At 67.4% G+C, this 26,065-nt stretch carries 26 protein-coding genes; 22 read left to right on the top strand and 4 right to left on the bottom strand.

Annotated features, from left to right (window positions below; genetic code table 11):
* The first annotated feature begins 3 nt into the window (after nt 1-3).
* Complete coding sequence (locus FSZ13_RS01675) at nt 4-1,761, top strand: EAL domain-containing protein (protein ID WP_145477698.1); 1,758 nt, start codon at nt 4-6, stop codon at nt 1,759-1,761.
* Between the two features lie 289 nt (nt 1,762-2,050).
* Here the strand turns inward: FSZ13_RS01675 and FSZ13_RS01680 are convergent, their stop codons facing one another.
* From FSZ13_RS01680 to flgA, 4 genes are all read right to left on the bottom strand, one after another.
* Nucleotides 2,051-3,298, bottom strand: coding sequence for an ATP-binding protein (locus tag FSZ13_RS01680; protein ID WP_186308847.1), 1,248 nt, complete (start codon nt 3,296-3,298; stop codon nt 2,051-2,053).
* A gap of 118 nt (nt 3,299-3,416) precedes the next feature.
* A complete protein-coding gene (locus FSZ13_RS01685; RefSeq protein ID WP_145477700.1) occupies nt 3,417-3,755 on the bottom strand; it encodes a flagellar protein FlgN in 339 nt (112 codons plus the stop codon).
* Nucleotides 3,752-4,054 (bottom strand): flagellar biosynthesis anti-sigma factor FlgM, encoded by a 303-nt coding sequence (gene flgM / locus FSZ13_RS01690; protein ID WP_145477701.1) that lies wholly within the window; start codon nt 4,052-4,054, stop codon nt 3,752-3,754. Before flgM ends, FSZ13_RS01685 begins: the two co-directional genes overlap by 4 nt.
* 82 nt (nt 4,055-4,136) lie before the next feature.
* Entirely contained in the window at nt 4,137-4,781 is a 645-nt protein-coding gene (flgA, locus tag FSZ13_RS01695; RefSeq protein WP_428999972.1) for a flagellar basal body P-ring formation chaperone FlgA, read from the bottom strand.
* 123 nt (nt 4,782-4,904) lie between these two features.
* Between flgA and FSZ13_RS01700 the strand changes: the two genes are divergently transcribed.
* The 21 genes from FSZ13_RS01700 to FSZ13_RS01800 all read left to right on the top strand — a co-directional run bounded on the left by FSZ13_RS01700 (nt 4,905) and on the right by FSZ13_RS01800 (nt 25,900).
* Nucleotides 4,905-5,849 (top strand): chemotaxis protein, encoded by a 945-nt coding sequence (locus FSZ13_RS01700; RefSeq protein ID WP_145477703.1) that lies wholly within the window; start codon nt 4,905-4,907, stop codon nt 5,847-5,849.
* 149 nt (nt 5,850-5,998) lie between these two features.
* On the top strand, nt 5,999-6,394 hold the full coding sequence (gene flgB, locus FSZ13_RS01705) for a flagellar basal body rod protein FlgB (protein ID WP_145477704.1): 396 nt from the start codon (nt 5,999-6,001) through the stop codon (nt 6,392-6,394).
* A 3-nt stretch (nt 6,395-6,397) separates the two neighbouring features.
* Nucleotides 6,398-6,805 carry a flagellar basal body rod protein FlgC gene (gene flgC, locus FSZ13_RS01710; protein ID WP_145477705.1) on the top strand — a complete coding sequence of 136 codons (408 nt, stop codon included), beginning with the start codon at nt 6,398-6,400 and terminating at the stop codon, nt 6,803-6,805.
* A gap of 26 nt (nt 6,806-6,831) precedes the next feature.
* Nucleotides 6,832-7,512: a flagellar hook capping FlgD N-terminal domain-containing protein gene (locus tag FSZ13_RS01715; protein ID WP_145477706.1), complete on the top strand. Its 681-nt coding sequence runs from the start codon at nt 6,832-6,834 to the stop codon at nt 7,510-7,512.
* Between the two features lie 31 nt (nt 7,513-7,543).
* The gene (gene flgE / locus FSZ13_RS01720) at nt 7,544-8,767 is read left to right on the top strand and encodes a flagellar hook protein FlgE (RefSeq protein ID WP_145477707.1); all 1,224 of its coding nucleotides are present in this window, start codon (nt 7,544-7,546) and stop codon (nt 8,765-8,767) included.
* Between the two features lie 35 nt (nt 8,768-8,802).
* Nucleotides 8,803-9,555, top strand: a complete 753-nt coding sequence (locus tag FSZ13_RS01725; protein ID WP_145477708.1) for a flagellar basal body rod protein FlgF — start codon at nt 8,803-8,805, stop codon at nt 9,553-9,555.
* Nucleotides 9,556-9,660: 105 nt separating this feature from the next.
* A complete protein-coding gene (flgG, locus tag FSZ13_RS01730; RefSeq protein WP_145477709.1) occupies nt 9,661-10,446 on the top strand; it encodes a flagellar basal-body rod protein FlgG in 786 nt (261 codons plus the stop codon).
* 23 nt (nt 10,447-10,469) lie between these two features.
* A complete protein-coding gene (gene flgH / locus FSZ13_RS01735; RefSeq protein WP_145477710.1) occupies nt 10,470-11,162 on the top strand; it encodes a flagellar basal body L-ring protein FlgH in 693 nt (230 codons plus the stop codon).
* 19 nt (nt 11,163-11,181) lie between these two features.
* Nucleotides 11,182-12,306: a flagellar basal body P-ring protein FlgI gene (locus FSZ13_RS01740; protein WP_428999959.1), complete on the top strand. Its 1,125-nt coding sequence runs from the start codon at nt 11,182-11,184 to the stop codon at nt 12,304-12,306.
* Nucleotides 12,306-13,523, top strand: a complete 1,218-nt coding sequence (gene flgJ, locus FSZ13_RS01745) for a flagellar assembly peptidoglycan hydrolase FlgJ (protein WP_145477712.1) — start codon at nt 12,306-12,308, stop codon at nt 13,521-13,523. Before FSZ13_RS01740 ends, flgJ begins: the two co-directional genes overlap by 1 nt.
* 8 nt (nt 13,524-13,531) lie before the next feature.
* A complete protein-coding gene (gene flgK / locus FSZ13_RS01750; RefSeq protein WP_145477713.1) occupies nt 13,532-15,409 on the top strand; it encodes a flagellar hook-associated protein FlgK in 1,878 nt (625 codons plus the stop codon).
* A complete protein-coding gene (gene flgL / locus FSZ13_RS01755; protein ID WP_145477714.1) occupies nt 15,406-16,608 on the top strand; it encodes a flagellar hook-associated protein FlgL in 1,203 nt (400 codons plus the stop codon). The genes flgK and flgL overlap by 4 nt, the downstream gene beginning before the upstream one ends.
* 276 nt (nt 16,609-16,884) lie before the next feature.
* Nucleotides 16,885-18,051, top strand: a complete 1,167-nt coding sequence (locus tag FSZ13_RS01760; RefSeq protein ID WP_145477715.1) for a flagellin — start codon at nt 16,885-16,887, stop codon at nt 18,049-18,051.
* A gap of 72 nt (nt 18,052-18,123) precedes the next feature.
* Nucleotides 18,124-19,302 (top strand): flagellin, encoded by a 1,179-nt coding sequence (locus tag FSZ13_RS01765; RefSeq protein WP_145477716.1) that lies wholly within the window; start codon nt 18,124-18,126, stop codon nt 19,300-19,302.
* Between the two features lie 80 nt (nt 19,303-19,382).
* On the top strand, nt 19,383-20,612 hold the full coding sequence (locus FSZ13_RS01770; RefSeq protein ID WP_145477717.1) for a flagellin: 1,230 nt from the start codon (nt 19,383-19,385) through the stop codon (nt 20,610-20,612).
* 79 nt (nt 20,613-20,691) lie between these two features.
* A complete protein-coding gene (locus tag FSZ13_RS01775; RefSeq protein ID WP_145477718.1) occupies nt 20,692-21,885 on the top strand; it encodes a flagellin in 1,194 nt (397 codons plus the stop codon).
* A gap of 389 nt (nt 21,886-22,274) precedes the next feature.
* Entirely contained in the window at nt 22,275-23,657 is a 1,383-nt protein-coding gene (gene fliD / locus FSZ13_RS01780; protein ID WP_145477719.1) for a flagellar filament capping protein FliD, read from the top strand.
* Between the two features lie 94 nt (nt 23,658-23,751).
* Nucleotides 23,752-24,168, top strand: a complete 417-nt coding sequence (gene fliS / locus FSZ13_RS01785) for a flagellar export chaperone FliS (protein ID WP_145477720.1) — start codon at nt 23,752-23,754, stop codon at nt 24,166-24,168.
* Complete coding sequence (locus tag FSZ13_RS01790; protein WP_145477721.1) at nt 24,168-24,473, top strand: hypothetical protein; 306 nt, start codon at nt 24,168-24,170, stop codon at nt 24,471-24,473. Before fliS ends, FSZ13_RS01790 begins: the two co-directional genes overlap by 1 nt.
* Entirely contained in the window at nt 24,470-25,048 is a 579-nt protein-coding gene (locus tag FSZ13_RS01795) for a PilZ domain-containing protein (RefSeq protein WP_145477722.1), read from the top strand. Before FSZ13_RS01790 ends, FSZ13_RS01795 begins: the two co-directional genes overlap by 4 nt.
* 219 nt (nt 25,049-25,267) lie before the next feature.
* On the top strand, nt 25,268-25,900 hold the full coding sequence (locus FSZ13_RS01800) for a response regulator (protein ID WP_145477723.1): 633 nt from the start codon (nt 25,268-25,270) through the stop codon (nt 25,898-25,900).
* The last annotated feature ends 165 nt before the right edge of the window (nt 25,901-26,065 follow it).

Here is a 26,065-nt window from a genome sequence, read left to right on the forward strand (position 1 = left end):
GTCATGTGGAACCCTTCCCTGCCCCTGGTCAGCATCGAGGACGCGCCGCCGCGCCTGGGCGCCGGCAACCCCGAACTGCAGGCGATGGTGGCCGAGGCGGCTTCGGGCGGCACGCCGCTGATGCTGATGCACGTGGACATCGACCATTTCGCGTCGGTCAATGAGAACATGAGCGCGGAGGTCGGCGACCAGGCGCTGGTGCTGGTGGCGCAGCGCCTGCAGCACCACCTGCGCGGACGCGGCAAGCTGTGGCGGCACGGCAGCGACGAGTTCCTGCTGGCGGTGCCGCGCGCGGCGGACATGCCGTTGCCGGATGACCTGGCCGAGGAGATCCGGCAGCAGCTGGAGCTGCCGTTGTCGGTGCTGCCGTACACGCTGTTCATGACCGGCAAGCTGGGGGTGAGCCTGTGCCCGGAACATGCGACCGACACGTCGCGCCTGCTCGACCACGCCGAAGATGCGCTGTACCAGGCGGCGCGCGAGGGCGGAAACGCGGTGCGCATCCATGCGGTGAACACGCCGTCGAGCGCGCACAGCGAGAGCATCATCGCGCGGCAGATCGTGGACGCGATTCCCAATGGCGAGCTGAAGCTGCGCTACCAGCCGCTGGTGAGCGCACGCGATGGCCACGTGGTCGGCATGGAGGCGCTGCTGCGCTGGCAGTCGCCGACGCTGGGCATGCTGGTGCCGGAGCGTTTCATGCGCACGGCGGAGCGGCTGGGGATCATCGTGCAGATCGGCACGTGGGTGCTGGAGGGGGCGCTGAAGCAGGCGCGGCTGTGGCGCGACCAGGGGTTCGATGACTTCACGATTGCGGTGAACGTGTCCACGTTGCAGCTGCTGCGGCCGAACTTCTTTGCGGAGGTGATGGCGTTGATGCAGACGGCGGGGGTGCCGGCGCACATGCTGACGTTGGAGATCAACGAAAGCGCGCTGACCAACAATGTGAATTTCGTGCACGAGACGCTGGTGAACCTGCGCAACGAGGGGATCAGCCTGAGCCTGGACAATTTCGGGACGGGCGATTCAAGCCTGAGCGCGCTGGTACGTTATCCGGTGGACAAGCTGAAGATCGACCGCAGCTTCATCAAGAGTGCGCCGGCGGGCAACCGCGAGGCGGCGATCGCACGCGCGATCATTGCGATGGGGCACCAGCTGGGCATGACGGTGATCGCCAACGGGGTCGAGTCGCAGGCACAGCTGGGCTTCCTGCGCCGCAACGACTGCGATGTGTTCCAGGGCTATCTGTTCGGGGAGCCGATGTCGGCGGATGCGGCGGGCATGACGCTGCGCCGCCGTTACCTGCGCCCCGAGGCCTTCGCGGAGACGCGTCCGGACCGTACGCTGCTGCTGCTGGACGACGAGGAGAACGTGCTGCGTTCGCTGGTGCGGCTGTTCCGGCGCGATGGCTACCGGATCCTGGCGGCAGGCAACGTACGCGATGCGTTCGACCTGCTGGCGATCAATGATGTGCAGGTGATCCTGTCGGACCAGCGCATGAGCGACATGAGCGGCACCGAGTTCCTGGGCCGGGTGAAGATGCTGTACCCGGACACGATCCGGCTGGTGCTGTCGGGCTACACCGACCTCAACACGGTGACCGACGCGATCAACCGCGGCGCGATCTACCGTTTCCTGACCAAGCCCTGGAACGACGACGAGCTGCGCAAGCACATCCACCAGGCATTCCGCACGCACGAAGAGCAACGGCGGGCGAATACCTCGCAACCGGCGGCGATGTCGGCGCCTGAGGGCGAATAGTCGTCTGATTGCTTACGGCGAAAGGCAGCTATTCGATGCTACGTGCAGGGGCGGCCGGCGGGCAGCCCCCTCCGGGACACGCCGTGAATACATCCATGTAGGCTTGTCAAAAACATCCATGTTTTTGACAGTCCCTACGGGGGCTACCCGCCGCCCGCCCCCATACAGGGTCGTGTGCGGTGGGGAAAAGCAGGCAGCCATGCGGGATGTGCTGGTAGGGTCGGTTCCCAAACGACCGCCCGGAACCCAACCACGTCCGGTGACGCATGAAAACGATCGTCGCCGCGCTCTACCGCGGCTGTTTGATCGGCAATACCAACCGGAACGTCGACCCCACGCCCGGGGTGCTGTCGAGGTCGATGCGGCCGTGGTGCTTGTTGATGATGCTGTAGGAGATCGAAAGGCCCAGCCCGGTGCCGCTGCCGACCGGCTTGGTGGTGAAGAACGGGTCGAAGATGCGCTGGCGCAGTTCCGGCGAGATGCCGCCGCCGGTGTCCTCGAATTCCACCCACACGTTCTCGCCTTCCACGCCGGTGCGCACGGTGATCGTGCCGCGCTCGGCGATGGCGTGTCCGGCGTTGAGCAGCAGGTTCATGTACACCTGGTTGAGTTCCGACGGCAGGCACTCCACCAGCGGCAGCTGGCCGAATTCGCGCTTCAGCTCGGCTTTGTACTTCAGCTCGTTCCAGATGATGTTGATGGTCGATTCCAGCCCGGCGTGCAGGTCGACCAGCTTCCACGACTCGTCGCGCCCGGAGTACGAGAAATCCTTCAGGTCGCGCACGATCCGCGTTACCCGCTCGATGCCCTCGCGCGACTCGGCCATCAGCTGCGGGAGGTCGCGGCTGATGAAATCGATGTCGAAACGCGTGCGGATATCGTCGATCTCCGGGATCAGCGCCTTCGGGTCCGGCGCGCGCAATGCGCGTTCATAGGCTTCGATCACGGTGAACAGGCTGCGAAGGTATTCCTGCAGGCTGCCCAGGTTCGAGTGCACGTAGCCGATGGGGTTGTTGATCTCATGCGCCACGCCGGCGGCCAGCTGGCCGATCGAGGCCATCTTCTCGGACTGCAGCAGCTTTTCCTGGGTGCCGTTGAGGCGCAGGTAGGCCTGGCGCAGCTCCGCATGGCGCTGCTGCAGTTCGCGTTCGTAGTCCTCCTGGCCCTCGATGCGGCGGAACAGGGCCAGGAAGTGGCGGCGACCGGCATCTTCCTGTTCGTACAGGTGCACGATCACCATGCGCTCACCGACCGGCAGGCTGCCGTTCCAGTGGCCATGCTGGCGTGCGTGTTCCAGCGCGTCCGGCGGCAGCAGCTGGCGCAGCCATTGCGCGGGCTCCAGGCCGGTGCCCGTTTCGGCGTCGCCATCGGTTTCGGCCTGGCCGAGCATCGCCCGTACGGCGGCATTGGCCACGGCCACGGTGCCGTCTTCGCGGAACAGGAGCACGCCTTCGTTGATGCGCTCGAACAGCGCAAGCAGGACCGGCTGCGGGGGCAGCGGTGCGGTGACAAAGGTAGTCGACAGGGTCACGGTCACGTCGGGGCAGTTGGAACAGGCGCCCACTATATCCGGCTTGGATGGATTGCGATTGCCGGGCAGAGCCCGGCACTACGTCCGGCTTGGATGGATTGCGATTGCCGGGCAGAGCCCGGCGCTACGCCACTGCCAAGGGGCGGCGCACGTGCAGGGTGTTGGACTGGCCCTTGGCGTCGTACGCCGAGGCGGTTTCGCTGCGGCCCAGCTGGCGCAGTGCCCAGTTGACCTCGCGCCGGCGCCGCGACAGCAGTACGCCATTGGCGCGGTTGCGCTCGGCCAGCTCCTGCAGGCGCTCGTTCTGCCCCACCGGCAGCACCTGCTCCAGTGCACGCAGGGCCTCGAGCTTCGCACTGGTGGCGCGGATCAGCGACTGCACGTCATGGTCCACCAATGCCTGGCGTTCGACGTCCAGGGCATCGCTGAGGCGCTGCAGCGGCTCGCTCATGGCCAGCTTCATCCCTGCAGCTGCTGGTCCAGCTCAAGCATGCGCGAGGCGATCGCGTCCGGATTGATCTTGTAGGTGCCGTTCTGCAGCGACTCGCGTACCGCCTGCACGCGGCCGGCGTCGATCGCCGGGGCGGCGCTCAGTTCGCGCTGCATGGCCTGCAGGCTGGTGGCTTCGCCGGTCAGCCGCAGGCTGTCGGCTGCTTCCACCGGGCGCGCCGGGGCATCGGTGCTCACGCTGGGCTTGTTGCCCGGCGCAATGCTGCGCAGATGGGCGGTCGCCTGCAGGTTGCCGTCGATTTTCTGGCTCATGGACTTGTCCTGGGAGTTACGGTTCACAAGGGATAACGGCACCGGGGCCGCCATCTTTAGGAAAATTTGCCGGTCACAGTGGTCAGCGCGTCACAAAAACGTCGCCGGAGGCCGCCACCGTACCCTGTACCACCTTGCGTGACGACAGATTCTCGACCGACACGCGTTCATTTTCACCCGCATCGGCCAGCGCCTTGCCCGCCACGCGGACCTCGACCCCGGCATAGCGCGACACCAGTGCCACGCTGTCTCCACGTCGAATGAGACGCTGGGCAACCAGGTCGTTGGCCGACAGCAGGCTGCCGGCGCTCAACGTGCGCCGCGCCACCCGCCCTACCGCCGCAGCCGGATCGGCCAGGGCGGCACCGGCGATGCGGGCCACGTCACGTTGCGCAGTGGTGATATCGGCCGCGCCCAGGGTTTCTCCAGCGGCGATGCCGCGATTGAGGATCAGCACGGTCTGGTTGCGCCGCACTTTGACCGGCACGAACAGGCGCCAGCCACCGGCGTCCGGGCAGCTCACCTCGACCGTGCTGGTGCCGGTGGGCGCTGCGCGCAGCGCCTGGCCGCAGGCCGGCAGGCGCAGGGCCGTGTCCAGCGTGGTATCGCCCTCGCTGCCCTGCGGCAGCGTGGACAACGCGGCGGCGCGGATGCTGTCGACCGGCTGCCAGGCCCCTGCCGCGTGGACCGCAGGCGGGACCAGTCCGACCAGGGCGGTCAGCAGGATGGCTATATAGATACGCATGGCGGCTCCACGGACAGGCACATGCGCAGCGTCCTGCAAGCGGCGTGCCGAACCCGCGTTCCGCACCGCCCTCAAGGGAATGCCGGGCGCGCCGATACCGTCTCCATGTCACATGACCTGCTCAACCGCATCGATCAGCGCACCCGCCTGGCGGGCCACAACCGGCTCGCCCTGCTGTTGTTCCGCCTCGGCGGGCGCCAGCTTTTTGGCGTGAACGTGTTCAAGGTGCAGGAAGTCCTGCGCCGCCCGGACCTGTTCCAGGTGCCCGGCCTGCCCGGCCAGTTCGCCGGCGTGGCCGACGTCCGCGGGCGCTCGGTGCCGGTGCTGGACCTGGGCCTGGCGATCGGTCACCCCGAACGCGAGCCGGACGCCGACAAGGCGCCGGGCTACCTGGTGGTGACCGAATTCAACCGTTCGATCCAGGGCTTCCTGGTCAGCGGTGTGGAGCGCATCGTCAACATCGCGGTGGAAGACATCCACCCGCCGCCGGAACTGGGTGCCGAATCGAGCTACCTGACCGCGGTGACCCGCTTCCAGGGCGAGCTGATCCAGGTCATCGACGTGGAAAGCGTGCTGGCCGATATCGCCCAGGTGCGCGGTGAGGCGGTGCTGGACCCGTTGATGGCGCTTCCCGCCGACGCGCCGCAGCTGCAGGTGCTGGTGGTGGACGACTCGCGCGTGGCCCGCCAGCAGATCCGCAGCGTGCTGGACCAGCTGGGGGTGGGCGCGACCCTGCTCTCGGACGGCAAGCAGGCCCTGGACCACCTGCTGCAGATCCACGCCGCCGGCGAGAACCCGGCCGAGCGCTACGCCATGGTCATCTCGGACATCGAGATGCCGGCGATGGACGGCTATACCCTGACGACGGAAATCCGTCGCCACCCGGGCCTGGCCGGCCTGTACGTGCTGCTGCACACCTCGCTGTCGGGGGTGTTCAACAACGCCATGGTCGAGCGGGTGGGCGCGAACGCCTTCGTGGCCAAGTATTCCCCCCACGAACTGGCCGATTTCGTGCTGGACCGTCTGCGCAGGGTCGCCGAAGCGGCGTAATGCCGGACGGGCCCCGTGGACACGCATGGCGTGTCCCTACGCCTCGGGCTTGACCCGCGTAGAGACACGCCATGCGCGTCCCACGCAAACCGTCCCCGTTCTGGCACGCACCTTGCAGCCTCCCCCACATCGTCCCGTGGGAGAGCGCCATGCCCAACCTGATTTCCGATTACCTGGGGGTCCACGCCCAGGCCATGCCGTTGCGCGAGCAGCGCATGAAGCTGATCGCCAGCAACCTGAGCAATGCCGACACCCCCGGCTACAAGGCCCAGGACCTGGACTTCGACGCCGCGTTGCACAATGCCCAGGGCCTGGACAGCAACGGGCTGATGAAGACCACCAGCGAGCAGCACTACGCCATCGGTGGCGGCCTCAACCCGTTCCAGGTCACCAAGGAAGGCGTGCAGCCCAGCATCGACGGCAACACCGTCGATCCTGACGCCGAACGCGCCGCCTACGGCCGCGCCGCGCTGGAATACCGCGCCTCGCTGAGCTTCGTCGAATCCAAGGTGCGCTCCATGCTCACCGCGATCACGGGGCAATAAGCCATGAGCAACCTGCCCATCTTCGACATCGCCGGCTCCGCGCTGCAGGCGCAGTCCGTGCGCATGAGCACGCTGGCGTCCAACCTGTCCAACGCCGACACCATTTCCGGCTCGGCCGACGCCGTGTACAAGCCGCTGGAACCGATCTTCCAGGCCGTCACCAGCCGCACCGACCCGAACATCACCACGGTGCAGGTCAAGGAAATCAGCCAGAGCGACGCCGCGCCGATCAAGCGCTACGAGCCGGGCCACCCGCTCGCCGACGGCGACGGCTACATCTACCAGCCCGACGTCGACCCGGTCGCGCAGATGGTCAACCTGATCTCGACCTCGCGCAACTACCAGGCTGGCGTGGAGATGCTCACCACCGCCAAGGAACTGGCGCTGGCCACCCTGACCATGGGTCGCTGACCCTACTTATTGCAGGACACCCCGAGATGACCACCACCAGCGGCGTCGGCAACACTGACATCTACAGCGCCTTGGGCCTGAACGCACCCAACAGCACGGCGACCAAGAAGAAGGACACCCTCGACCAGGCGGATTTCATGCGGCTGATGACCGAGCAGCTGCAGCACCAGGATCCGCTCAAGCCGATGGACAACACCCAGATGGTGGCGCAGATGGCGCAGCTGTCGCAGGTGCAGGGCATCACCGACCTCAACAACACGGTCAAGGGTTTCCAGGAATCGATGGCCGGCGACCAGGTCCTGCGTGGCGCCGCGCTGGTTGGCCACGAGGTGCTGGTGCCGTCGGCCAAATGGCAGCTGGAAACCGAAGGCGATGCCAGCGGCATGGTCGCCGCGCCAGGTGCCGGCTACGTCACCGTGGACATCACCGATGCCAACGGGGTCAAGGTCACCCAGCTCAGCGTGGAAGCCAAGCAGGCCGGCGAAGTCACCTTCGACTGGGACGGCAAGGACGCCAACGGCAACCGCATGGCCGCCGGCAGCTACAGCATCACCGCCACGCATACCGACAGCGCCGGCACCCAGACCAAGGTCAACACCTACGTCGAAGCACCGGTGGAGAGCGTCACCGTCGGTTCGGACGGCCTGTACCTCAACCTCAAGGGCCTGGGCACGGCCCCGATCGACTACGTGCTGCGCGTCAGCTGAGTCCCTTCGTCACGCATCCAAGGAGAACCCCATGGGCTTCAATATTTCGCTGTCCGGCATCAATGCCGCCAACGCCGACCTCAACGTCACCGCCAACAACATCGCCAACGTCAACACCACCGGCTTCAAGGAATCCCGCGCCGAATTCGCGGACCTGTTCTCGGCCACCAGCTACGGCCTGTCCAAGAACGCGGTCGGCTCGGGCGTGCGCCTGACCAACGTGGCCCAGCAGTTCTCGCAGGGCAACAACGAACAGACCGGGCGCAGCCTGGACATGGCCATTTCCGGTGAGGGCTTCTTCACCATGAGCATGAACGGCGCCCGCGTGTACTCGCGCGCCGGCAACTTCCAGACCGACCAGGCCGGTTTCGTGACCAACCCGCAGGGCGCACGCCTGCAGGTATTCGCGCCCAACGCCGACGGCACCGGCTTCGACAGCGGCCGCCTCACCGACCTGCAGCTGCTCACCACCGACAGCCCGCCGAAGCAGACCGGCAAGGTCAACGTGGCCTTTACCCTGCCGGCCAACGCCAAGCAGCCGACCCTGGCCGCCTTCGACCCGACCGACTCCAACAGCTACAACCAGTCCACCGGCGGCATCACCGTGTACGACTCGCTGGGCGTGAGCCACACCCAGACCTCGTACTTCGTCAAGACCGCCACCGCCAACGAATGGCAGGTCCACAACTATGTCGACGGCCAGCCCGTAGGCACGCCGACCACGCTGACCTTCAACGACGCCGGTGCGCTGACCAACCCGGCCAACGGCCAGATCGTGATGGATCCGTTCACCCCGACCACTGGCGCCGGCACCCTGGCGATGACCCTGGACGTGACCGGTTCTACCCAGTACGGCGAGAAGTTCGCGCTGCGCAATACCCAGCAGGACGGCTACGCCGCCGGCAAGCTCAATGAGATCACCGTCTCCGAGGAAGGCGTGGTCTATGCGCGCTACACCAACGGCGACGACAAGCCGCTGGGCCAGGTCGCGCTGACCACCTTCAACAATTCGCAGGGCCTGGAAGCCAAGGGCAACAACCTGTGGGTGGAAACCTTCAGCTCCGGCACCCCGCGCACCGGCGCGCCGGACAGTTCCAACCTGGGCAAGGTCCAGGCCGGTTCGCTGGAATCCTCCACGGTCGACCTGACCGAACAGCTGGTCAACATGATCACCGCGCAGCGCAACTTCCAGGCCAACTCGCAGATGGTCTCGACCATGGACCAGATCACCCAGACCATCATCAACATCCGTTGATGAGCCACTGATCGCAGCAGCGCGGGAATACCACGATGGACAAGGCTCTCTACGTCGCGATGACCGGTGCACGCGCCTCCCTGCAGGCGCAGGGCACGCTGTCGCACAACCTGGCCAACACCGACACCCCCGGATTCAAGGAGGCCCTCGCCAATACCGAGGCCTTCCCGATCAAGGGCACCGGTTACGCCTCGCGCGTGGACGCCCTGCACGTGGACGCAGGCTTCAACCGCCGCCAGGGCGCCCAGGTCATCACCGGCAATGCGCTGGACCTGTCGCTGGACGCGGGCAACTGGCTCGCCGTGCAGGCGCCGACGGGTGGCGGCGAGGCCTATACGCGGGGCGCCGCGCTGTCGATCACCCCGAACGGCCAGCTGGTGACCGCCGGCGGCCACCCGGTGCTGGATGAGAACGGCGCGCCGATCGCGGTGCCGCCGCACCAGGCGATGGACATCGGCAACGACGGCACCATCTCGATCATCCCGCAGGGCGAAGGCCCGCAGACCATGGCCGTGATCGGCCGCCTGCGCGTGGTCGCCGCCGACGACGCGCGGCTGGAGCGCGGCCTGGACGGACTGATGCGCAATACCGACCCGCAGCAGCCGTTCGTGCAGGCCCAGGGCAAGTCGCTGGACAGCGGCCAGCTGGAAGGCAGCAACGTCGACGCCGCCGGCGCGCTGGTGCAGATGATCCAGCTGCAGCGGCAGTACGAAATGCAGGTGAAGGTGATCAAGCACGGCGACGACAACGCCCGCAGCGCCAATTCACTGCTGCGCCTGGGCAGCTGAGCGGCACCGCCGACGTAATCCTGGCGCGGTTGTGGCACGCGCCATGCATGAGCCAGGACAACGGCCACTTCCGGTGGCCCCCCGCACCAACACAGGAACACCGCCATGAACCAGGCATTGTGGATCGCCAAGACCGGACTGGATGCGCAGCAGACGCGCATGTCGGTGGTGTCCAACAACCTCGCCAACACCAACACGACCGGCTTCAAGCAGGACCGTGCCAGCTTCGAAGACCTGCTGTACCAGCAGGTGCGCCAGCCGGGCGGTTCATCGTCGGCGCAGACGCAGCTGCCGACCGGCCTGCAGCTGGGTACCGGCGTGCGCGTGGTGGCCACCTCGAAGAACTTCGAGCAGGGCAGCCAGCAGCAGACCGGCCGCGCGCTGGACGTGATGGTCAACGGTCGTGGCTTCTTCGAGGTGCAGATGCCCGACGGTTCGTCGGCCTACACCCGTGACGGCTCGTTCCAGCGCAACCAGCAGGGCGAACTGGTCACCAACAGCGGCTATCCGGTGCAGCCGGGCATCCAGATTCCCGAAGGCGCGCAGTCGCTGACCATCGGCACCGACGGCACCATCAGCGTGAAGATGGCCGATGACGCCGCATCGGTCGAAATCGGCGCGCTGACCCTGACCGACTTCGTCAACCCGGCTGGCCTGCAGGCGCGTGGCGAGAACCTGTTCCTCGAAACCACCGCGTCCGGCCCGGCGCAGAACGGCAATCCCGGCCTGAACGGCCTGGGCAGCGTGGTCCAGGGCGCGCTGGAAGGCAGCAACGTCAACGTCGTGGAAGAGCTGGTGTCGATGATCGAAACCCAGCGCGCCTACGAAATGAACGCCAAGGCCATTTCCACCACCGACGCCATGCTCGGTTACCTCAACAACAACGTCTGATCGGTTTGATCCGGGACCCCGCCATGCTGCCTCTCACCCCTGCCCTTCGCCTGCTTTCCGCCGCCAGCGTGGTCGCCCTGCTCGGCGGCTGCGTGATCGCCGGCGACGTCCGGCCGTACCCGGCCATGGCTCCGGTGGTTCCCGTCGTCGCCCCGAGCGCACCGGCCACTGCCGGCGCCATCTACGCCGCCGGCCCGGGCCTGCAGCTGTATTCGGACCGCCGCGCCCGTGACGTCGGCGACCTGCTGACCATCACCCTGACCGAAAGCACCACCGCGCAGACCACCGCCAACACCAGCACCGACAAGGAATCCAACCTGGCGCTGGGGACCCCGACCCTGTTCGGCGCGCCGGTCACCCTGGGCGGCAAGGACATCCTGAGCGCCACCGCGGCGGGTTCGCGCGACTTCACCGGCAAGGGCAGCAGCGCGCAGAGCAACCGGCTGCAGGGCAGCGTGACCGTCACCGTGATGCAGCGCCTGCCGAACGGGAACCTGGTCGTGCAGGGCGCCAAGAACCTGCGCCTGAACCAGGGCGATGAACTGGTGCAGGTGCAGGGCATCGTGCGCGCGGCGGATATCAATCCCGACAACACCATTGCCTCCAGCCGGGTGGCCGATGCGCGCATCGTCTACGGCGGTCGCGGTCCCGTGGCCCAGTCCAATGCGATGGGCTGGTTGAGCCGGTTCTTCAACTCGGCGCTGGTGCCGTTCTGAGGTGGGTATGAAGAGCATCATGTCGATCATTTTTCCGCAGCGGGGCAGAGCCCCGCTCTACGCCGTTCTCATCTCCCTTTTCTGCATTGCGCCTGCCTCGGCTGAGCGGATCAAGGACCTGGCGCAGGTGGGCGGCGTGCGTGGCAATGCGCTGGTCGGCTACGGGCTGGTGGTGGGCCTGGACGGCAGCGGCGACCGCACCAGCCAGGCGCCGTTCACCGTTCAGAGCCTGAAGAACCTGCTCGGCGAGCTGGGCGTGAACGTGCCGGCCAACGTCAACCCGCAGTTGAAGAACGTGGCTGCGGTGGCGATCCACGCCGAGCTGCCGCCGTTCGCCAAGCCGGGCCAGCCGATCGACATCACCGTGTCGTCGGTCGGCAACGCAGTGTCGCTGCGCGGCGGCTCGCTGCTGATGGCGCCGCTGCGCGGTGCCGACGGCCAGGTCTACGCCATCGCCCAGGGCAACCTGGTGGTGGGCGGTTTCGGCGCGCAGGGCAAGGACGGTTCGCGGGTGTCGGTGAACGTGCCCAGCGTGGGCCGCATTCCCAACGGCGCCACCGTCGAGCGCGCCCTGCCCGACGTGTTCAGCGCAGGCGGCGACATCACCCTCAACCTGCACCAGAACGACTTCACCACCGTCTCGCGGATGGTCGCCGCGCTCAACAACGCCTTCGGCGAGGGCGTCGCGCGCGCGGTCGACGGCGTCACCGTGGCGGTGCGCTCGCCCAGCGACCCCGGGGCCCGCATCGGCCTGCTGGCGCGTATCGAAAACCTCGAACTCACCCCCGGCAGCGCGCCGGCCAAGGTGGTGGTCAATTCGCGCACCGGCACCGTGGTGATCGGCGCGCAGGTCCGGGTCGGCGCGGCCGCGATCTCGCACGGCTCGCTCACCGTGACCATCAACGAAAACACCAACGTCAGCCAGCCCAACGCCTTCGCCGGCGGCCAGACCGTGGCCACGCCGCAGTCCACGATTACCGCGACCAACGACGGCAGCCGCATGTTCAAGTTCAACGGCGGCACCACGCTCGACGAGATCGTGCACGCGGTCAACGCCGTGGGCGCCGCACCGGGCGACCTGATCGCGATCCTGGAGGCGCTCAAGCAGGCCGGCGCGCTCAGTGCCGAACTCGAGGTGATCTGATGCGCATCCAACCGTCGCTGGAACTCAATCCGGCCCAGGCCAACAGCCCGGCGAAGGTCGACAAGGTCGCGCGCCAGCTGGAAGGCCAGTTCGCACAGATGCTGGTCAAGAGCATGCGCGATGCCAGCTTCGGCGATTCGCTGCTGCCGGGCGAGAACACCATGTTCCGCGACATGTACGACCAGAAGATCGCCGAAGCGATGACCCGCGGGCGTGGCCTGGGCCTGTCGGCGATGATTTCGCGCCAGCTCGGCGGTGGCGAAGGCGAGAGCGCCAAGCCGACCGATACCCGGCTCGATCCCGCTGCGGCGCTGCGTGCGTACCGGCTGCATGCGCCCAGCGCCGCGCCGATGGCGCTGCCCGCCGCCGAGGTCACCGCCGCCGGCACCGACGAGGTCGCCCTCCTGCAGAAAATGGCGGGCGGCGCGGCGTCGGCCGTGCTGCAGCCGATGGAGCGCGCCCTGGACCTGATCGCCGGCCGCGAAAGCAGCCAGATGCATGAGGCGATCGGCGGCCACACCCCGTACGGTGCCGCCACCGGCACCGACACCGCCAGCGCCGACTGGGCGATGGCCGATGACCGTTGGCGCGATGTCGGCCGGCCTGGCGCCGCGCCCGGCGCGGTCGATACCCTGGCCGCCAGCACCGCAGCGGCGCAGCTCGGCCCGCACACGCCGGAAGGCTTCGTCGCCAGCATCTGGGGGCACGCGCAGCAGGCCGCCCGCGAACTGGGCGTGGATGCCAAGGCGCTGGTCGCGCAGGCCGCACTGGAGACCGGCTGGGGCCGCAAACTGGTGCAGCGCAATGGCGGCGGCAGCTCGCACAACCTGTTCGGGATCAAGGCCAGTGGATGGAGCGGCGAGCGCGCCACCAGCGGTACCCACGAATACGTGGATGGCGTGCGCCGCAACGAAACCGCCAGCTTCCGTGCCTATGGTTCGGTGGGCGACAGCTTCGCCGACTACGTGAAACTGCTGAAGAACAGCCCGCGCTACCAGAACGCGCTGCAGGCCGGCGCCGACGTGCGCGGCTTCGCGCAGGGCCTGCAGAAGGCCGGCTACGCCACCGACCCCCGCTACGCGGCCAAGATCGCCGCGATCGCCGGCGGCCCGACCATCGAGCGCGCCATCGCCGCCGTGGGCGACGCCAGCCAGCGCCTGGGCCGCACCTTTGCCAGCACCGCCAGCCCGGCCGGGCTGGGGGCAATCCGTCGTTGAGGTAACCCATGTCCGTACTTTCCACCGGCTCCAGCGCCCTGCTCGCCTTCCAGCGCGCCCTGGCCACGACCAGCCATAACGTCGCCAACATCAACACCCCCGGCTACAGCCGGCAGAAAGTGGACTTCGCCACCGCCAGCCCGCAGAACCTGGGCTATGGCGATATCGGCAACGGCACCCGCATTACCGACGTGCGCCGCGTGGCCGACCAGCTGGCGATCTCGCGCCTGCTCGACAGCAGCGGTGAGCTGGCGCGACTGAAGCAGCTTTCGAGCATGGCCGACCGGGTGGACGCGATGTTCTCCGACACCGCCACCAATGTGTCGGGGGTGTGGTCGAACTTCTTCGACACCGTCAGCGGCCTGTCGTCGAATGCCTCGGGTACTTCCGACCGTCAGAACATGCTCGACGGCGGCAAGACCCTGGCCAGCCGCTTCCAGCAGCTCAACGGCCAGCTCGACACCCTCAATGGCGAGGTCAACAACGGGCTGATCGCCGGCGCCACCGAAGTGAACCGGCTGGCCGCGGAGATCGCCCAGCTCAACGGCGCGATCGGCAGCAACGCCAATACCGCCGCGCCCGACCTGCTCGACCGCCGCGACGCCCTGGTCGCCAACCTGATCGGCTACACCGGCGGCACCGCGGTGATCCAGGACGGCGGCTTCATGAACGTCTACACCGCCGGCGGCCAGCCGCTGGTGGTGGGCACCACGGCGAGCAAGGTCACCACCGTCACCGACCCGTACCAGCCCGAGCGCCTCCAGCTGGCACTGGAAACCCAGGGCCAGAAGCTGACCCTGGACCCGAAGATCCTCGGCGGCCAGATCGGCGGCCTGCTCGAGTTCCGCGAGACGGTGCTCACCCCCACCCAGGCCGAACTGGGCAAGCTCGCCATCGGCCTGGCCAGCAGCTTCAACGAGGTGCACCGCCAGGGCGCGGACCTGTACGGCAACCTGGGCGGCGACTTCTTCAACATCGGCAGCCCGCGCGTCACCAGCAACGCCAACAACACCGGCACCGCGCGCATGAGCGCCAGCTTCGGCGACCTGTCGAAGCTGGACGGGCAGAACGTGGTGCTGAAGTTCGACGGCAGCCAGTGGCAGGCCACCCGCGCCGACACCGGTGCCGCGATTCCGATGACCGGCACCGGCAGCGCCACCGACCCGCTGGTCATCAATGGCGTCGCGCTGGTGATGAGCGGCACCCCGGCCGCCGACGACCGCATGCTGCTGCAGCCCACCGCCGGCGTGGCCGGCACGATGTCGGTGGCCATCACCGATACCTCGCGCATTGCCGCCGCCGCGCCGGTAAAGGGCAGCGCGGCGCTCTCCAACAGCGGCACCGGCAAGCTCACCGGGGTCAAGGTCACCGACCCGGCCAACCCGGCGCTGCGCACGCCGTCGGCGATCGTGTTCACCAGCGGCACCCAGTACACCCTCGACGGAAACGGTCCGTTCACCTATACCGCCGGCCAGACCATCAGCGCCAACGGCTGGAGCTTCGTGCTCGACGGTGCGCCCAAGGCCGGCGACACCTTTACCATGGGCCCCACCCCCGCCGGTTCTTCGGACAACAGCACCGCCCTGCTGCTGGCCAAGGTGGAACAGGCCAAGGCCTTCAACGACGGCACGGTGACCCTGAGCGGTGCGCTGGGCGGGCTGACCACCCAGGTAGGCGCCGCCGCGCGCTCGGCCGACTACTCGCTGCAGGCGCAGCAGGTGATCACCGACCAGGCCCAGTCCGCCCGCGATGCGGTGTCCGGAGTCAACCTGGATGAGGAAGCCGCCGACATGCTGCGCCTGCAACAGGCCTACCAGGCGGCGTCGCAGCTGATTTCCACCGCGGACAACATGTTCCAGACCATCCTCGGAGCCGTGAGCCGATGAACAACCGCATCTCCACCGGGATGATGTTCCAGCAGTCGGTGTCGCTGATGATGGCCAAGCAGGCCAAGATGAGCCACCTGGAGCAGCAGATCGCCACCGGCCGCCGCCTGGTCACCGCCAAGGACGACCCGGTCGCCTCCGGCGCCGCCGTGGGCCTGGACCGCACCCTGGCCGCGCTGGAACGCATGGAACTCAATGCCGGCAACGTGCAGAACCGGCTCGGTTTGCAGGAAAACGCGCTGGCCCAGGTCGGCGACATGATGGGCCGCATCACCGAACTGACCGTCTACGCCAACAATCCGGCGCTGGCGGCGTCGGACAAGCAGTCGATGGTCACGGAAATCGAAGCGATCCGCGGCAACCTGCTGGCCCTGGCCAACAGCACCGACGGTACCGGCCGCTACCTGTTCGGCGGCACCGCCGACGGCAGCCCGCCGTTCAGCCAGGTCGACGGCAAGGTGGTCTACAACGGCGACCAGAACCAGCGCCAGGTCGAAGTGGGCCCGGACACCTACGTGCTGGATGCCCTGCCCGGCAGCGAGATATTCCTGCGCATCGGCACCGGCGATGGCCATGTGGACGGGGCCGCGCATAGCGCCAACACCGGTACCGGCGTGCTCACCAACGTGACCCGCGACGGCAGCGACAGCTGGAACGGTCAGGCCTTCAGCGTGCGCTTCACCGCAGCGGACCAGTACGAGGTGCTGGATGCCGGGGGCGCGGTGGTGTCCAGCGGCAGCATGAAGGCCGGCGACGACCTGGTGCTCAATGGCGTTCGCCTGCATATCGACGGCGTGCCCGCGGCCGGGGACCGGTTCGAGGTTGGCGCGGCGACCAGCCGCGACATCTTCAGCACCCTGGACGGGTTGATCGGCTCGCTGAAGATGGACACCGGCACGCCGGCGCAGTCGGCGGCGCAGCAGAACCTGCTGCAGGGCGGCCTGCGCGACATCGCGCGGGCCTCGGAGCGGATGATCGACTCACGCGCGGCCGGCGGCGCCCAGCTCAAGGCGCTGGACAATGCAGCGGACATGCGCGAATCGAATACGGTCACGCTCAAGGGCACCCTGTCGCAGATGCGCGACCTGGACTACGCCGATGCGATCAGCCAGTACCAGCTGGAGAGCACCGCGCTGCAGGCGGCACAGACCTTGTTCTCGCAGATGCAGCAGATGTCGTTGTTCAACGTGTTGCGCTGAGCCAGCGCTTCCCCTTCGAAGGGCCCCCAAGGCCGCGATGCTTGTGCATCGCGGCCTTTTTCGTTTCTGGCGCCTGGGGTTGGCTGTTCAGCCACGCAGGGCGTGGCTCTACCGGGTCGTCGTGGGCCTCTGGAAACCTGAATGAAATTTCCGGCTAAAGGTTGTTGACAAAGCGCCGTTATTCATTTGGCAACCACGAAGCACACAGCCAAACAAAAACAAACGGCGGCGCTTCGTTTCATTCCAGCACCGGGATTCCAATAAGGGAGACGACCCATGGCACAGGTAATCAACACCAATACGATGTCGCTCAACGCTCAGCGCAACCTGAGCACCAGCGGCAGCTCGCTCGCTACCACCATCCAGCGCCTGTCGTCCGGTCTGCGCATCAACAGCGCGAAAGACGACGCCGCCGGCCTGGCCATCTCCGAGCGCTTCGGCACCCAGATCCGCGGCACCGACGTCGCGATCCGCAATGCCAACGACGGCATCTCGCTGGCCCAGGTCGCCGAAGGCGCGCTGAGCGAGATCGGCAACAACCTGCAGCGCGTCCGTGAACTGGCGGTCCAGGCCTCCAACGCCACCAATTCGGCCAGCGACCGCAAGGCGCTGCAGGCCGAAGTGACCCAGCTGGTCAGCGAAATCGACCGCGTCGCCAAGCAGTCCGACTTCAACGGCACCAAGCTGCTGGACGGCAGCTTCACCAGCCAGCTGTTCCAGGTCGGCGCCAACGCCGGCCAGGCCATCGCCATCAACAACGTGGTCGATGCGAAGGCCAGCTCGCTGGGCAATGCCAAGTTCGCCCCGCCGGTGAGCAGCACCGCCGACGTGGCCACCATCACCGACCTGACCGGCGTCACCATCAACGGCGTCACCATCGGCACCATCAGCGGCACCACCACCGCCGAGTTCGCCGCCTCCGCCGCCGCCCAGATCAACAACCAGATCGGCGAAGCCGGTGTCTACGCCGAAGTGGTCACCACCGCCGGCACCCCGGACACCCACCGCCTGAAGCTCACCTCGGTGCAGGCCGACCGCGATCTGGTCATCACCGGCGCCACCCAGCTGAGCCTGGCCGATTCGACCTCCGCCGCGCCCAGTGCCGTCGCCGCCACCGCGACCGGCGAAGTGGTCAAGGGCCTGGATGTGTCGAGCTACGTCGGCGCGCAGAAGGCGCTGGAAGTGGTCGACAAGGCGCTGGAATCGGTCAACAGCGTGCGCGCCGACCTCGGTGCGATCCAGAACCGCTTCACCTCCGTTGTCGCCAACCTGCAGACCTCCTCGGAGAACCTGTCCGCCTCGCGCAGCCGCATCCGCGATACCGACTTCGCCAAGGAAACCGCAGAACTGACCCGCACCCAGATCCTGCAGCAGGCCGGCACGGCCATGCTGGCCCAGGCCAACCAGGTGCCCCAGAACGTGCTCAGCCTGCTGCAGCGCTGACATGAGCCGCTCCTGAAGCACGTCTCGAGCGTCTGAACCCATACACGTGCATCCGCTCAAGGACCTCTCCTAATGGCACAAGTCATCAACACCAACACGATGTCGTTGAATGCTCAGCGCAACCTGAGCACCAGCGGCAGCTCCCTGGCCACCACCATCCAGCGCCTGTCGTCGGGTTCGCGCATCAACAGCGCCAAGGACGACGCCGCCGGCCTGGCCATCTCCGAGCGCTTCGGTACCCAGATCCGTGGCACCGACGTGGCCATCCGCAACGCCAACGACGGCATCTCGCTGGCCCAGGTCGCCGAAGGCTCGCTGAGCGAAATCGGCAACAACCTGCAGCGCGTGCGTGAACTGGCGGTCCAGGCCTCCAACGCCACCAACTCCGCCAGCGACCGCAAGGCGCTGCAGGCCGAAGTGACCCAGCTGGTCAGCGAAATCGACCGCGTCGCCAAGCAGTCGGACTTCAACGGCACCAAGCTGCTGGACGGTTCGTTCTCCAGCCAGCTGTTCCAGGTCGGCGCCAACGCCGGCCAGGCCATCGCCATCGACAAGGTGGTGGACGCCCGCGCCGGTTCGCTCGGCACCAGCACCTTCGCCACCGGCGCCACCGCGGCGATCGGCGCCGTCGCCGCCGACGCACGCTTCAGCGGCACCGTGATGGGCGTTGACATCGGCACCGTGGAAGTGAAGAGCGGCGCCAGCGTCGGCGACGCGGCCAAGGCCGTGGCCACCGCGATCAACGGCAAGATCGGCGAATCCGGCATCTACGCCGAAGCCAACACCGACGGCACCCTGAAGCTGTCCTCGGTGAAGGAAGGCAAGGCCGTGGTCGCCGCCGACATCGCCCTGACCCGCAGCAACTACCAGACCGCTACCAACGACTGGTCTGCTGCCGCCGCCACCAGCGCGTACACCGCCGGTACCGCAACGGCCAGCAACGCGCAGAAGCTGGACGTCAGCTCGGTGCTGGGCGCGCAGCAGGCGCTGGAAGTGGTCGACAAGGCGCTGGGTTCGATCAACAGCACCCGCGCCGACCTGGGTGCGGTGCAGAACCGCTTCACCTCGGTCGTCGCCAACCTGCAGACCTCCACCGAGAACCTGTCCGCCTCGCGCAGCCGCATCAAGGACACGGACTTCGCCAAGGAAACCGCAGAGCTGACCCGTACCCAGATCCTGCAGCAGGCCGGTACGGCCATGCTGGCCCAGGCCAACCAGGTGCCGCAGAACGTGCTCAGCCTGCTGCGCTGATCCGTCCGGCAGCATCGGCGCCGGCCTGACCGGCGCCGATCCCGACCTACCGCGTTCCATCCCCGCCTGAAGGAATTCCCATGGCACAAGTCATCAACACCAACACGATGTCGCTCAACGCTCAGCGCAACCTGAGCACCAGCGGCAGCTCCCTGGCCACCACCATCCAGCGCCTGTCGTCGGGTTCGCGCATCAACAGCGCCAAGGACGACGCCGCCGGACTGGCCATCTCCGAGCGCTTCGGCACCCAGATCCGCGGTACCGACGTGGCCATCCGCAATGCCAACGACGGCATTTCGCTGGCCCAGGTCGCCGAAGGCTCGCTGAGCGAAATCGGCAACAACCTGCAGCGCGTGCGTGAACTGGCCGTGCAGGCCTCCAACGCCACCAACTCGGCCAGCGACCGCAAGGCGCTGCAGGCCGAAGTGACCCAGCTGGTCAGCGAAATCGACCGCGTCGCCAAGCAGTCGGACTTCAACGGCACCAAGCTGCTGGACGGTTCGTTCTCCAGCCAGCTGTTCCAGGTCGGCGCCAATGCCGGCCAGGCCATCGCCATCGACAAGGTGGTCAATGCCAAGGCCAACGCCCTGGGCAACGCCACCTTCGACGCCAACTCGATCACCATTGCCGCCGGCACCGTGACCGCCGCCAACAAGGGCACCACGATTTCCTTCGATGGCCTGAAGATCGGCGGCGGCAGCCTGGCCGCAGCCGTGTCGATCGACAAGGTCGAAGTGGTCTCGACCGGCGTGCAGGCCGATGACCAGAAGGCCCTGGTGGCTGCAGTCACCACCGCGATCAATGCCAAGATCGGCGAAACCGGCGTGCTGGCCGAAGTCGATGCGACCGCCGGCAAGATCAACCTGACCTCGGTCAAGGAAAGCGTCAACTCGGCCGGTGCCTTCACCGCGATGACCGTGACCGCCGGCACCAGCGCGGGCATCACCGGCTTCAATTCGACCGCACCGACCGCGACCACCCCGGCACCGGCCGGCAAGATGCTGAGCGATGTGAACATCGACAGCGTCAAGGGTGCACAGCAGGCGCTGGAAATCGTCGACAAGGCCCTGGGCGCGATCAACAGCACCCGCGCCGATCTGGGCGCCGTGCAGAACCGCTTCACCTCGGTCGTCGCCAACCTGCAGACCTCCACCGAAAACCTGTCCGCCTCACGCAGCCGCATCAAGGACACGGACTTCGCCAAGGAAACCGCAGAGCTGACCCGCACCCAGATCCTGCAGCAGGCCGGTACGGCGATGCTGGCCCAGGCCAACCAGGTGCCGCAGAACGTGCTCAGCCTGCTGCGCTGATCGCGTCTGACCCGAAGGCGCCGGGAAACCGGCGCCGCTTTCACCGCCGCACGTTTCATGCTTTACCGAAGGAATATCCATGGCACAAGTGATCAACACCAATACGATGTCGCTCAACGCTCAGCGCAACCTGAGCACCAGCGGCAGCTCCCTGGCCACCACCATCCAGCGCCTGTCCTCGGGTTCGCGCATTAACAGCGCCAAGGACGACGCCGCCGGCCTGGCCATCTCCGAGCGCTTCGGTACCCAGATCCGCGGTACCGACGTGGCCATCCGCAATGCCAACGACGGCATCTCGCTGGCCCAGGTCGCCGAAGGCTCGCTGAGCGAAATCGGCAACAACCTGCAGCGCGTGCGTGAACTGGCGGTGCAGTCCTCCAATGCCACCAACTCGGCCAGCGACCGCAAGGCGCTGCAGGCCGAAGTGACCCAGCTGGTCAGCGAAATCGACCGCGTCGCCAAGCAGTCGGACTTCAACGGCACCAAGCTGCTGGACGGTTCGTTCTCCAGCCAGCTGTTCCAGGTCGGTGCCAACGCAGGCCAGGCCATCGCCATCGACAAGGTGGTCAATGCCAAGGCCAGCGCGCTCGGCGCGGCGACCTTCGCCACCGCCGGCAAGATCGAAGTGGACGGGGCCGATCTGGCCAGCGGCACGATCGGTGCGATGACGGTCGGCGGCATAGCGTTGGGCGATGTGAAGTTCGACTACGTGGCCGGCGCCGATGCGGCCAACCAGGCCAACGCAGTGAAGGCGATCACCGCCGCCATCAGCAGCAAGCTGGGTGAGACCGGTCTGCTCGCCGCGCAGGCGGTGGATGCCAACGGTGCCGCCATCGCCGGCGAGATCACCCTGACCTCGGTCAAGGCCGATGCCAAGCTGGCCGACCTGGCCGTGGCCGGCGCGGGCGCCTCGGTGGCCGGCGTCACCACCACCGACGTCACCGCCAACACCACCGCTTCGCACCTGTCCGACCTGAAGATCGACACCGTTGCCGGTGCCCAGCAGGCGCTGGAAATCGTCGACAAGGCGCTGAGCTCGATCAACAACACCCGTGCCGACCTGGGCGCGGTGCAGAACCGCTTCACCTCGGTCGTCGCCAACCTGCAGACCTCCACCGAAAACCTGTCCGCCTCGCGCAGCCGCATCAAGGACACCGATTTCGCCAAGGAAACCGCAGAGCTGACCCGCACCCAGATCCTGCAGCAGGCCGGTACGGCCATGCTGGCCCAGGCCAACCAGGTGCCGCAGAACGTGCTCAGCCTGCTGCGCTGAGCCACGCGTCCACGCCGCCGGCTCTTCCGCCGGCGGCGCGGGCAAACCCCAGGAAGCAGCAAACCCCTTGCAGGACCGGGCCATGTCCATGGCATCCGTGGCCATCGCCCGCCCCTGCGGCCGAACCGTTATCAGCGCTGTAAGTTTGACTGAACTCCCCGGGTGGCTTCGTCTCCCCCCGCTTTTTTCAGTAGCCTGAGCCCTCCCCTGCATTGGGGGAGGGTTTTTTACAGACCCCTGGCCGGACCGTACCGCGTCCCGCCCTATATGCCCTGCAATGCGCGTGCCAATCTTCCGCGCCCTGCCTCTGGCACAACTCCTGCATCAACGTTGATCTAAAGACCCGGCGGCCATGGCCGCTAATTTCGTTGACAGACAGGAGAAACAGCGTGGCTGACTTTGGTTACGGCGGCATCGGTTCGGGACTGGATATTTCCGGCATGGTGGCCAGCCTGGTCGCGGCCGACCGCAAGCCTGCGGACAACGCGCTCAACCTGCAGCAGTCCAAGGCCAAGATGCAGCTGTCGGCGGTGGGCACGGTCAAGTCCGCGTTCGACGTGCTCAGCACCTCGCTGAAGGCGCTCAAGGCCTCCACCGCCTTCGACGCGCGCCTGTTCAACGTGACCAAGACCGGCACCGACGAGATCCTGACCGCCAGCGGCACCAACGAAGCGGCCACCGGCACCCACGTGGTCAAGGTCGACCAGCTGGCAGCGGCCAACAAATGGATCGCCGACACCGCCGTAGCCAAGACCAAGACCTTCGGTGCCGGAACACTGACGCTGGATGTGGGCGTGGGCGACAAGATGAAGTCGCTGGAGATCCAGGTCGAAGCCGACGACACCCTGTCTTCGATCCGCACCAAGATCGACAAGGCCGCGCGTGGCCTGGGCGTGCAGGCGACCCTGATCGCCTCGGGCGATGACCAGTACCTGTCCCTGTCCCAGGAAAAGTCCGGCACCGCCAACGCGATCAAGCTCCGCGCCGGCAGCGGCAACGCCGACCTGACCGCGCTGGCTGCCAGCATGTCCGAGCGTACCGCGGCCGCCGACGCCAAGCTGACCATCGACGGCGTGGCCGTGGTGGCCAGCGAAAACACCGTCACCGACGTGGTGCCGGGGCTGACCCTGAACCTGAAGAAGGTCGGCGAAAGCAGCGTCACCATCAGCAGCGACGTGGCCGCCGCGCGCAAGGTGATGCAGGACTTCGTGACCGCCTACAACGGCGCGCTGTCGGCGATCAACGACGCGACCAAGTACGACGTGGAGAACAAGGAGCCGTCCTCGCTGACCGGCGACGCGCAGATGCGCGGCGCGGCCAGCCAGCTGCGCTCGATGATGAGCGGCGTGCTGAAGGACCTGGCGGCCAACGGCCTCGACCCCAAGACCCTGGGCCTGCAGACCCGCGCCTACCCCAATGCCGACGGCAGCCTGGTGCTGGACAACACCAAGTTCGAAGCCGCGCTGGTCAACCAGTCCGGCGCGGTGCGCCAGGCCTTCACCGGCGACGATGGCGCCGCCACCAAGCTGTTCAACATGGTGGACGGTTACGTCAACACCACGGTCGGCAAGGAAGGCGCCTTCGTCTCCCGCACCAAGAGCATCAATGCCACGCTCACCGACATCGACAAGCGCCGCAAGGCGCTGGATACGCGCATGGCCGGCGTCGAGGAGCGTTACAAGAAGCAGTTCCTGGCACTGGACGCGCTGATGGGCAAGCTCAGCCAGAGCAGTTCGGCGTTGAGCCAGCAGCTGAGCCAGCTGTCGGGTTGAGCCAGGCGCTCAAGTTGGGCGCGCGCGCGGCCGATATCGGTACCAACGATGCATACCGCGAGGCGCCCCGGCCCGCACGAAGGAGACAGGATCCATGTACGGTTCGAACCGTCAATTCACCGAGCAGTACCGCAAGGTCGGCGTGCAGAGCTCGATCATCGATGCCGACCCGCACAAGCTGGTCGCCCTGCTGCTGTCGGGTGCGCTTGAACGCGTGCGCCTGGCCCAGGCCTGCCTCGAAGGCGGTGACCAGGCGCGCAAGGGCAAAGCGATCGGCGAGGTCTGCGCCATCGTCGGCCATCTCAACGGCTCGCTGGACCACGAGGCCGGCGGTGAAATCGCCGGCAACCTGTCGGCCCTGTACGATTACGTCATGCAGCGCCTGACCGAAGCCAACCTGCACAACGACCCCGAGGCGCTGCGCGAATCGCTGGAACTGCTGGGCGAGATCGACGCGGCGTGGAATGCCATTCCGCACGACCAGCGCCAGCCCGCTGCGGTTGCCCTGTGATGGACGCCGGGCTTTCACTGGCCTGCCTCAACGCCGACCTGGACGCGGTGGAAGCCGCCCTGCGCGTGGACGATTACCTGGCCGCCGGTGAATCGCTGGATGACCTGGACCGCCACCAGCGGGCCTGGCTGGCGCAGCCCGACGCGCTGGCCGACGTGGCCGGCCTGACCGCGCTCGAAGGCCGCCAGCAGCGCATCCTGCGGATGATGGCCGAGCAGCGCGATGACGCGGCACGCCATCTGCGCCAGGGCGTTGCCGCCGGCCGCGCCGCGCGCGCCTACCTCACCGCCGAATCCCTGTCATGAACGAACCGCGCCCCAGCGACATCCATCACCCGGCTGAAAGCGAGCTGTTCGATGAGACGCTGAGCTGCGAACTCGCGCTGCCGGCCGAATTCCGCCTGGGCAGCGCGGTGATCCGCCCGGGCAGCGCCGAGACCCTGCTGCGCAGCGTCGCCCTGGTCGAAGACGCACGCGCCGACGACAGCCACGACGAGCGCGGCGACAGTGCCCAGCTGCAGCGCGTGGAAGCCAAGCTGGACCTGGCCATGGTGCTGCTGGGCCGACTGGTCCGGCACAGCACGCCCGAACTGGACCTGCGCCCGCTGCGCTGGTCGCGCCGCGGCATCCGCCTCGAGCTCGGTGCACGCACCGGCGCCGCGGCCGGCAGCCTGGGCGTCATCCGCCTGCAGCCCTGTGACTGGCTGCCCGACCATATCGACCTGCCGGTGTCGATCCTGGCCGAAGCGGCCAGCGGGGCCGGCTCCTGTTTCCTCTGGCTGCGCTTCGAACCGATGAGCGACGGCCTGGAAATGGCGCTGGAACGCCATCTGTTCAGGTTGCATCGCCGGCAGGTAGCGGACGCGCGCCGCGCGCGGTAGCGCCGGCCGTTGGCCGGCCCAGGCGACCCGCGAAACGCCCGCCCCACGTGGAGCCGGCCTCTGGCCGGCTGCAGGCTATCCGCCAAACGCCGAATCCGACTAACAGTCGGAGCTACCGCGCTTGGCGTTGCCTCGCGCTTGGCTTTGCCTCGCGCTTGGCTCCCGGCGCCGGGTCCGGTAATGTGAAGAACTTCTTGACCTTCGCAAACCACCCTGCCCGTGCGCGTTCTCATCGTCGACGATCACACCCTGGTCCGCGCCGGCCTCAGTCGCCTGCTCCAGGGCTTTGCCGAGGTCGAGGTCGCCGCCGAAGCCAGCAACGCCGAGCAGGCCCTGCAGATGGCCCTGCTGCACACGCCGGACGTGATCCTGATGGACCTGTCCCTGCCCGGCCGCACCGGGCTGGAAGCGCTCAGCGACATCCTTGTGCGCGCCCCCGGGACCCGGGTGGTGATGATGACCATGCACGACGACGCCGTGCACGTGCGCGATGCCCTGGACCGCGGCGCGGTCGGCTTCGTGGTCAAGGACGCCGCCCCGCAGGAACTGGAACTGGCCCTGCGCGCCGCCCATGCCGGCCAGGTGTTCCTGAGCCCGCAGATCTCGGCCAAGATGCTGGCGCCGATGCTGGGCCGGGAAAAGCCGGTGGGCGTGGCCGCGCTGTCGCCGCGCCAGCGCGAGATCCTGCGCCAGATCGGCAAGGGCGAAAGCAACAAGGAAATCGCGGCCGACCTCGGCATCAGCGTCAAGACGGTGGAAACCCATCGCGCCCGGATGATGGAATCGCTCGGCTGTCGCCGCGCCAACGACCTGCTGCTGCTGGCGGCCCGGCACCAGCACGAACTGGAGTAGTCCGCGACGGTTCCCCGACACCCGGCTGGCACCACCGGTGCCTCCGTCGGAATTTTGATCCAGTCGAAGCGTCGCCCGCCACGTGATCACGCGGTTTTCGGCGGTCACCCGCGTCAAAAAACCGGAATACGGTAGGGAATCTCCCTACACCCTGTCAGGATCTCG

Origin of the sequence: Stenotrophomonas rhizophila (assembly GCF_007667275.1) — a bacterium.
GTDB lineage: Bacteria > Pseudomonadota > Gammaproteobacteria > Xanthomonadales > Xanthomonadaceae > Stenotrophomonas > Stenotrophomonas maltophilia_AE.

Bases quoted from the DNA above. Each gene is read 5' to 3' on its own strand.
- FSZ13_RS01675 (WP_145477698.1), top strand. From the start codon at position 4: ATGTGGAACCCTTCCCTGCCCCTGGTCAGCATCGAGGACGCGCCGCCG.
- FSZ13_RS01685 (WP_145477700.1), bottom strand. From the start codon at position 3,755: ATGAAGCTGGCCATGAGCGAGCCGCTGCAGCGCCTCAGCGATGCCCTG.
- flgM (WP_145477701.1), bottom strand. From the start codon at position 4,054: ATGAGCCAGAAAATCGACGGCAACCTGCAGGCGACCGCCCATCTGCGC.
- FSZ13_RS01700 (WP_145477703.1), top strand. From the start codon at position 4,905: ATGTCACATGACCTGCTCAACCGCATCGATCAGCGCACCCGCCTGGCG.
- flgB (WP_145477704.1), top strand. From the start codon at position 5,999: ATGCCCAACCTGATTTCCGATTACCTGGGGGTCCACGCCCAGGCCATG.
- flgC (WP_145477705.1), top strand. From the start codon at position 6,398: ATGAGCAACCTGCCCATCTTCGACATCGCCGGCTCCGCGCTGCAGGCG.
- FSZ13_RS01715 (WP_145477706.1), top strand. From the start codon at position 6,832: ATGACCACCACCAGCGGCGTCGGCAACACTGACATCTACAGCGCCTTG.
- flgE (WP_145477707.1), top strand. From the start codon at position 7,544: ATGGGCTTCAATATTTCGCTGTCCGGCATCAATGCCGCCAACGCCGAC.
- FSZ13_RS01725 (WP_145477708.1), top strand. From the start codon at position 8,803: ATGGACAAGGCTCTCTACGTCGCGATGACCGGTGCACGCGCCTCCCTG.
- flgG (WP_145477709.1), top strand. From the start codon at position 9,661: ATGAACCAGGCATTGTGGATCGCCAAGACCGGACTGGATGCGCAGCAG.
- flgH (WP_145477710.1), top strand. From the start codon at position 10,470: ATGCTGCCTCTCACCCCTGCCCTTCGCCTGCTTTCCGCCGCCAGCGTG.
- FSZ13_RS01740 (WP_428999959.1), top strand. From the start codon at position 11,182: ATGTCGATCATTTTTCCGCAGCGGGGCAGAGCCCCGCTCTACGCCGTT.
- flgJ (WP_145477712.1), top strand. From the start codon at position 12,306: ATGCGCATCCAACCGTCGCTGGAACTCAATCCGGCCCAGGCCAACAGC.
- flgK (WP_145477713.1), top strand. From the start codon at position 13,532: ATGTCCGTACTTTCCACCGGCTCCAGCGCCCTGCTCGCCTTCCAGCGC.
- flgL (WP_145477714.1), top strand. From the start codon at position 15,406: ATGAACAACCGCATCTCCACCGGGATGATGTTCCAGCAGTCGGTGTCG.
- FSZ13_RS01760 (WP_145477715.1), top strand. From the start codon at position 16,885: ATGGCACAGGTAATCAACACCAATACGATGTCGCTCAACGCTCAGCGC.
- FSZ13_RS01765 (WP_145477716.1), top strand. From the start codon at position 18,124: ATGGCACAAGTCATCAACACCAACACGATGTCGTTGAATGCTCAGCGC.
- FSZ13_RS01770 (WP_145477717.1), top strand. From the start codon at position 19,383: ATGGCACAAGTCATCAACACCAACACGATGTCGCTCAACGCTCAGCGC.
- FSZ13_RS01775 (WP_145477718.1), top strand. From the start codon at position 20,692: ATGGCACAAGTGATCAACACCAATACGATGTCGCTCAACGCTCAGCGC.
- fliS (WP_145477720.1), top strand. From the start codon at position 23,752: ATGTACGGTTCGAACCGTCAATTCACCGAGCAGTACCGCAAGGTCGGC.
- FSZ13_RS01790 (WP_145477721.1), top strand. From the start codon at position 24,168: ATGGACGCCGGGCTTTCACTGGCCTGCCTCAACGCCGACCTGGACGCG.
- FSZ13_RS01795 (WP_145477722.1), top strand. From the start codon at position 24,470: ATGAACGAACCGCGCCCCAGCGACATCCATCACCCGGCTGAAAGCGAG.